Origin of the sequence: Actinoplanes palleronii, assembly GCF_016862315.1 — a bacterium.
GTDB lineage: Bacteria > Actinomycetota > Actinomycetes > Mycobacteriales > Micromonosporaceae > Actinoplanes > Actinoplanes palleronii.
This window is the reverse complement of record NZ_BOMS01000116.1, coordinates 1-6,965: the sequence shown is the minus strand read 5'-3', so window position 1 is coordinate 6,965 and position 6,965 is coordinate 1. Positions and strand designations below refer to the sequence as shown.

Sequence of the window (6,965 nt, the reverse complement as noted above, 5' to 3'; positions counted from 1 at the left end):
TGGGGTTGGCAGCCAGGCGGCGGAGGCGGCGGGTCGCGGTCCGTAGCGCCGCTCACCACCCACGGCCGGGCGCGACCGCCCCGCGCGACGTCCCGCATCCCGGCGCGTCAGCAGCCGCGCGTCGCCACCCCGGCTGGTGCTGAGGGGTGTCTCAACGGCCTTGAGGCACCCCTGAGCGCCAGCCGAGCGGGTGCGGCTGGTTCGCAGGGGTGTCTCGGCAGCCGCCAGACACCCCCGGCGCGTCAGCTGCGAGAGTCCGGCTGGTTCGCAGGGGTGTCTCGGCGGGCTTGAGGCAGCCCCCAGCACCAGCCGGGTCGCTCGCGCCGGCTCGGGTGCGGGACATTGCGGGCTCACCGTCGTACCGTGTGCGCGGAGCGCCCCGGAATGCCCGCGCCGGACCAACTGCCGGGACCAACCGTCCACCTGTCAGGACAACCGTGCCCGGCTGCGGGCGGTGACCGGCGCGTCGGGCCGCGACCCCCGCCTCCCTCGCCTGGCTAGCCGGCCCAGCTGCCCGTCGCCCGGCCATCGAACCGGCAGCCCAGCCCGACCAGCTGCCCGCCGCCCCCTGACCGGAAGTGGTCAGTCGGCGCTGTGGGCGCCGCTGCCCGGTGCGCCCGCCGGGCTCAGGTCCGGGTCGGCGTCCGTGGCCAGCCCGAAGCCCGCACCCCGGCGTCCCATCAGCCGCCGGGCCGCGGTGAGCAGACCGGCCGGCACCCCGTGCACGATGTGACCGTCCCCGGGGCGCGTCCCGTCGCCGTCCCAGCTCTGGTAGGCCGACCAGGGCCCCTCGAAAGTGCAGATCCGGGCGCCGAGATCGCGGTAGAGCGGGTGCGTCGGCACACCCGGGTTCAGGACCACGCGGTGCAGGCCGCGGCGGGCGGCGAGTCGCACGGTCAGCGCGACCGGGCCGACGCCGCCGGAGCCGGCCGGGCAACGGTCCAGGAACAGGCCCTCGACGCCGTCGGCACGCCAGGCGTCCACGTCGACGAGGACGTCGGCGAGGGAGCGGCTGCCCCAGTCCAGGTCGATCCGGCCGAGCGACTGGTGCAGGGTGCGCCGGTCACCGGGGTGCTCGCGCACGATCCAGGTGTCGGCGTCCAGCGCCAGTTCCGGGCCGGGATGCGCGTACGCGGGGAACAGGGTCTTCACGGGGTCCTCCGAAGATCGGCGGCGGTCAGGGCGACGATGAGCAGGCCGGCCATGTGTGTCGCGGCCAGCACCGCGACGGCGAGCGGCAGCGGGCCGGCGGCGGGCTGCGGTAGCAGCGGCAGTGCCAGGGTGGCCAGCGGCGGAGCGGTGGCCAGGGCGGCGGCGATCCCGGTACGGGAGCGAGCCGCGAGCAGGAACGTGATCGCGAAGACCCCGCCGAGCAGGGTGCCGGCCGAGAGCGCGAGCACCGCGTCCTGTGTGCCGCCCAGCCCGGTCAGGCTGTGCGGGAGCTGGTACGAGGCCAGGGCGAGCGCCGCACCGGCGGCCAGCGGCGGCAACAGCCCGGCCAGCGTGATCACCGTGACGTTGCGGACGTGCCGGTCCAGGTCGGCCGGGCTCTCCGCGGAGTCCAGCCCGGCGTCGATCCGGTTGGTGTGCCAGCCGATCAGCGCTTCCAGCAGCGGTACGGCGAGCAGCAGCGGCAGCGCGGCCGGCGCCGGGGTGACCGCCGGTCCGGCCTGCCAGAGCAGCGCCACGCAGATCGCCTGTGCGGCGCCGATGACCAGGTACGCGCCGGCCCGCCGACGTTCCACCGCGGTGAGCCGCGGGATCCGGCACTGTTTGCCGAACAGCACCGCCGGTCGGAACGCCCGGATCAGCACCGCCACGATCCCGGCCGGCAGCAGGGTCTCGACCGGGACGTACCCGGCCCAGCCCACCCCGCCGGCCGCAGCGACTGCCGTGCCGGCAAGCAGCCAGCAGGGCAGGTACCAGCAGATCACCGCGGATTCGGCGCGGGTGACCAGGGCCGCGGTCACGGTGGCCAGCGTGGCCAGCCCGCCGAGACCGACCGCCGCGGCGAGCAGCCGGTCCGGTCCGAGCAGCGCGGCCGGGGTGATCCAGACGAGCGCGCACCAGAGGGCGGCCATCGCGGCGAAACCCGCGCCGACCAGGCGTACCGCGGCTTCCGCGCCGGCCCGCCGGGTCACCGTGACACCGACGCTGGTCAGCGCCTGCGCCGCGGCCCAGCCGAGCAGCAGGGTGGCGGCCGGTACGGGCCAGGCGACCCGTCCGAGCGCGCCGATCCCGGCGATCGCGACGCTGAGCGGCCCCAGGTAGAGCAGGCAGCGCAGCAGCACCGGCCAGACGAAGAGCGGCCGTTTCGGCGCGACCTCGACGGCTTCCGGCGCCGCGCCGGCCCCGGTGATCGTGGACATCCAGCGGCTCTTCGCGCGGCGGCCGGTGCGGATCTCGGCGCCGGGTTCCCGGTCGCCCTCGGAGAAGGCCCGCCAGGCGGCTTCGGAGGCGGCGGCCTTCGCGAGCCGTTCCGGGCTCAGCGACTCCTCGGCCCCGAACCCGAGCGATTCTTCGATGCTGAACTCCTGCGAGCCGTCCGCGTCGATGCCCTGCACCTCGCCCACGGGATGACCCGACGCGTCCACCACGGAGTAGTCCACCAGCTCAGCCCCGGGACAGGCCGGGTCAGTCACGGGGTAGTCCACCGGCTCGGGCGTACCGAAATCCTCGGCATAATCCGCGCCGGAGTTCCGGTCGAAACCCTCGTCCAGCGCCGTGTCCTGCGGATATCCGGTGTTCCAGAAACCGTCGGCCACGTTCTGATCCGCCTGGGCGGCCCGGCTCCGCTTCCGGTTCACCACCCGCCCTGGCCGGCCGATCCCCGCCGCCCCGGCACCCCACTGCTCCGGGAACCCGTCCCGGCCGCGCTTCGGCCCGGGCCGCCCGGCATCGGGATCAAGATCCCTCTCCCCGAACCGAGGCTGCGGCGCATTCCGATCAAGATCCACCCAAGACCGCGGGCGGTCCGTCTTCACGCTTTCCCGGTACGGCAACCCGCCTCGAAAACCGTCCCCGCCGTCGATCAGCCCGGAGCGCGCCTCGGCCACATCGCGGTCATCCGGCGTCCACCCGACCCCGTCCTCATGGTGCGACGGCATGTCCCAGATCACATCGGCGGCCTCCGCCTCGGCATGCCACCCGTCCGCGCTGATCTCGGCGAGCTGCACCGGCTCACCGTCGGCCGTGGCCATCGCCCGGGCCAGCCCCGCGAACAGCAGCGTCTCGGCCGCCCCGTCGATCGGCGACCGCGGCTCCTGGGCATGCTGTTGCGCCGGCGCCCCGAACAGGAACGTCTCGGTCATCGGGCTGACGTCCCGCCGCACGGGCCGTTCCACCTCACCCGGGCCGTCCTCGCCCCGATCCGCAAACTCCCGCCCGTGGAACCGGGCGAACAGGATCGTCTCCACCCCCGCCCGCTCCCCGCCGTCGAAGTCCCCAACCCGGTCCCCGCCGTCGAAGTCCCCAACCCGGTCCCCGCCGTCGAACGCCGCGGCCCGGTCCCCGCCGTCGAACGCCCCCGGCTGGCCAACGGCGTCGAACGCCCCCGGCCGCTCAGCGGCGTCGAACGCCAGCGGTTGCTCACCACCGGCGAACGCCACCGGCCGTTCCGCGGCGATGAACTCCGGCACCTGCGCGACGACGTCGACCTCCGGTGCCCGGTGCCCGCGAACCGCCCGCCGCCGCCCGGGCTTCCAACTCCACCCCGGCTTCCCGGCCGGCGCGACCGGCCCGGCCTCGGGCAGCAGTGCCGGCCCGGCCTCGGGTAGCTGCCCGAAGCCGTACCCGGGCTCGCCGACCGGGGCCGGCACCTCGTACCCCGGTGGTTCCTCCTCGTCGAAGGCCGGCTTCACGAACAGCAGCGTCTCGGCGACCGCGGTCTCCCGCTCCGAGTCCGAGAGCGTCTGATAGAGCCGCGCACCCAGCCCGTCTGCCACCTCCGGCGGCTCCGGACGTACCTCGTCAACAGGCTTCCCGGAGCGACGTCGCGGCGCCGGAGCCTCCTCGAACGCCGGCCCGCCGCCGGCCGCATGGCGCGGCTCGCCCGGCAGCTGGGGCCGGCGACGCCGGTTGCGGGTTCCGGTCGTCTCGCGTGGGGGAGTGATCGTCACTTTCAGTCCTCCCTGGTCAGCCAGCGCAAGGTGGCCGGCGTGGGGGTCCGCGGCGCCGGTACGGCGAGCGCCAGTTCGAAGGCCGGTGCCGGTGGTGGCACGGCCAGGTCGGTGTAGATGGCGCCGTAGACCCGCACCAGCCGGTCCACGGTGAAATGGTCGAGGGCGCGTTGCCGGGCGGCGTCGCCCAGCGCCCGCCGCCGCGGGGTCGCCTTCAGCAGGTCGACGATCGCGATGGCCAGCTCCGACGGGTCGTCGGCGGGCACCACGACACCGGTCTCGCCGAGCGTCTCCCCGGCCGGGCCGATGTCCACGGCGACCACCGGCCGGCCCGACATCATCGCCTCGACCAGCCGGTACGGCGGATCGGACGGTCCCGGCACGTGCGCCACCACCTGGCCGACGGTGAACCTGTCGAACGTGTCGGCGGGCAGCGGATACAACCGGACGGCGCGACCCAGCCCGGTCATCTCGATCTGGTCGGCGCAGTACTCCTCGTGCCGCGCGGTGATGCCGACCAGGTGCAGCACGGCTCGCGGCAACGCGGCGGTGACCTCGGTGAACGCGTCGAGCACCTGGGTCAGCCCGCTGTCCGGGCCGCCGCTGCCGGCCCACACCACGGTGGGCAGCGAGTCGAGTTCGGCGGCGCCGGGGTACTCCCTCGGGTCCACCCCGGCGGGCACCTGGATCAGCTTGTTCGGGTCAGCGCCGTGCTCCAGCGCCCAGTCGTGGTGGTAGGTGCTCAGCGGCGCGATCAACTCCGCCTCGGCGTACCCGGTGCGGGCCACCGCGTTGCGGAACCGCCGCAGGATCAGCCGCACCGCGGGCGACAGCCGTTCCTCGGCCGGCCGCTGCCGGGTCACCGGCGTGCGAGCCTCGGTGATCAGCAGCGGCGTGCCGTTCTGCCACCGCCCGGCCAGCGCCGTCAGCAGCGGTTTCGTCCCGCCGACGCAGTGCAGCAGGTCGACTTCCGGAAGCGGCACGGCCAGGGCACGCAGGGCGTGCCGCAACAGGGTGGCCGCGGTCCGCGCGTCACGCACGCTCAGCTTCGGCAGAGGTGGCTCTTCTGGTACGTCGTTCTGCCGGGTCCGCCACGCCTCGACCAGCCGGTCGGCGAGTGGCAGACGGGTCAGCGGGCTGGGCCGGGTGCCGGCCATCTCGGCGATCGAGCGCAGCCCGTCGGCGAACCGGACGGTGTCCGACTCGTCCAGCAGTCCGTGGCAGAGCTCGGTGACGGCATCGGCGGCGCCCTCCGGGAGCTGGGCCCGGCGCCGCTGGGAGCGGGCCGGTTCGCGACCCAGCGCGATGGCGCGCGCCGAGCCGACATTGAAGGGCAGCGGGTACGCGGGCGCGGACGGCAGTTCCCGGTCCGTGACGGTGAGCAACTCGAAGCGGAACCGGTACAGACCGTCGACGAGCGTCCGGCACCAACCTCCGAGAGCATCCCTCCGGTACGGGTACCCGCCGCCGGTGAGCAGGCAGATGCGCTGGCGCGACGGGGTCGGATTCACGCTGGGGGCAACGAGGAAGAGGGGGCCCGGCAGCGAAACATGTCAGCTAGGCGACAGAAATACGTCCTCTTTGTCCTAGTTTGTCGCCCATATTTGCCCGAATTTGCCCGAAAGGTTGTGGTGTTCCGGCCGAAATTCCTGGTAGGTCGGATCGAGCAGCATGGGAGCAGCCGATCGAACGGCGTCGGAGCGGCCGACCGAGGGACGCCGGATCCGCCGATCGCGGGCCGGCCGGGTCTCCGGGGGCGGCGGATCGAGGCCGATACGAGTGGCTGATCGAAAATGGTCGCGCGTGGCCGGGCGGCGGTTGTTCCGTACCCTCATGATTTTCTTGATCAAATGAGTGGCCTGCGAGCCGCATTGCTGCGTATGGTGTTGATCGAACTTCGTCGAGTGACTTGTCGGTCAGTGTCCCACTAAGATCGGCAAAGTGCCGCAAACGTGCATATTCGCAGTTCAAGAACCCCTGGTGGCGTGATTCACTGACGTCAGCCGGGCGGCGGCGCGTGCTCGGCTTGACGGAGCCCGGGTTCCGGCGGACTATGGAGTAGTCGCCAGTCGCGCCCACTCATGCCCCGGTTCCGTTCGTGGCTTGAGCATCTGCACCTAAGAGAATCCCACAGCAATGGCGGGATTCTGTGCTCACGCGTGCCCGTGAGTCCTTCGGTGCAAAAATTCGCGCTGGACGCATGTTTGGCCGGCCGATCTCCGGCAAAGAATTCACATATGAGACGCATCGCGTCACAAGGAGTCACGATGGCGAAGGCCCTCTACGGCCACGTAGGTGCGGCGCCCGATCGGCGTCTGCTCGACGAGGTCACCCGACTGCGTTCCCGGGTGCAGAGCTTGGAGTTCGAGGTCACCCGCCTCCGGGCGGAGAACGATCGTCTCGCGGCCGCTGCCGCGGAGGCCGACGATCTGATGCGGCTGCACGAGCCCGCACTGACCTGATCCTCACCGATCGCCGGACCGTCGCTGCGGGGTGACTGACCGGCGTTCATCCCCCCACGCACCAAAGAAAAGCGCGCCTCCACTCTTGTGGCGGCGCGCAGTTTTTTTGCCCCAAGTCCCCTGCCCCATTACAAGCGCCCCCACACACGAGCCATGGCGCCGCGCACTCCCCAGCTGGCACTGAGGGTCCCCTCAGCGCCCCCGAGGCACCCCTGAACCCCAGCCGCCTCCTCGCGCGGCGGTTCCCGCTCCGCGCGGCTGGCGCTGAGGGGTGTCTCAGCGGCCGTGAGGCACCCCTGGACACCAGCCGCGCGACTCCGGCTGGCGCTGAGGGGTGTATCAGCGGCCGTGAGGCACCCCTGGGCGCCAGCTGCGCGATCCCCAA

At 73.0% G+C, this 6,965-nt stretch carries 4 protein-coding genes; 1 reads left to right on the top strand and 3 read right to left on the bottom strand.

The features are described from left to right. Positions 1–582: 582 nt before the first annotated feature. From Apa02nite_RS35585 to Apa02nite_RS35575, 3 genes are read right to left on the bottom strand one after another with little or no spacing between them, the layout of a single operon-like run. Positions 583–1,152 carry a spherulation-specific family 4 protein gene (locus Apa02nite_RS35585; RefSeq protein ID WP_203828971.1) on the bottom strand — a complete coding sequence of 190 codons (570 nt, stop codon included), beginning with the start codon at positions 1,150–1,152 and terminating at the stop codon, positions 583–585. After that, the gene (locus Apa02nite_RS51360; RefSeq protein WP_239164771.1) at positions 1,149–4,118 is read right to left on the bottom strand and encodes a hypothetical protein; all 2,970 of its coding nucleotides are present in this window, start codon (positions 4,116–4,118) and stop codon (positions 1,149–1,151) included. Before Apa02nite_RS51360 ends, Apa02nite_RS35585 begins: the two co-directional genes overlap by 4 nt. Before the next feature lie 2 nt (positions 4,119–4,120). Then, the gene (locus tag Apa02nite_RS35575) at positions 4,121–5,629 is read right to left on the bottom strand and encodes a DUF3492 domain-containing protein (protein ID WP_203828970.1); all 1,509 of its coding nucleotides are present in this window, start codon (positions 5,627–5,629) and stop codon (positions 4,121–4,123) included. Between the two features lie 756 nt (positions 5,630–6,385). Here Apa02nite_RS35575 and Apa02nite_RS35570 point away from each other — a divergent pair. Further along, positions 6,386–6,580 carry a hypothetical protein gene (locus Apa02nite_RS35570; RefSeq protein WP_067685618.1) on the top strand — a complete coding sequence of 65 codons (195 nt, stop codon included), beginning with the start codon at positions 6,386–6,388 and terminating at the stop codon, positions 6,578–6,580. Positions 6,581–6,965 lie beyond the last annotated feature (385 nt).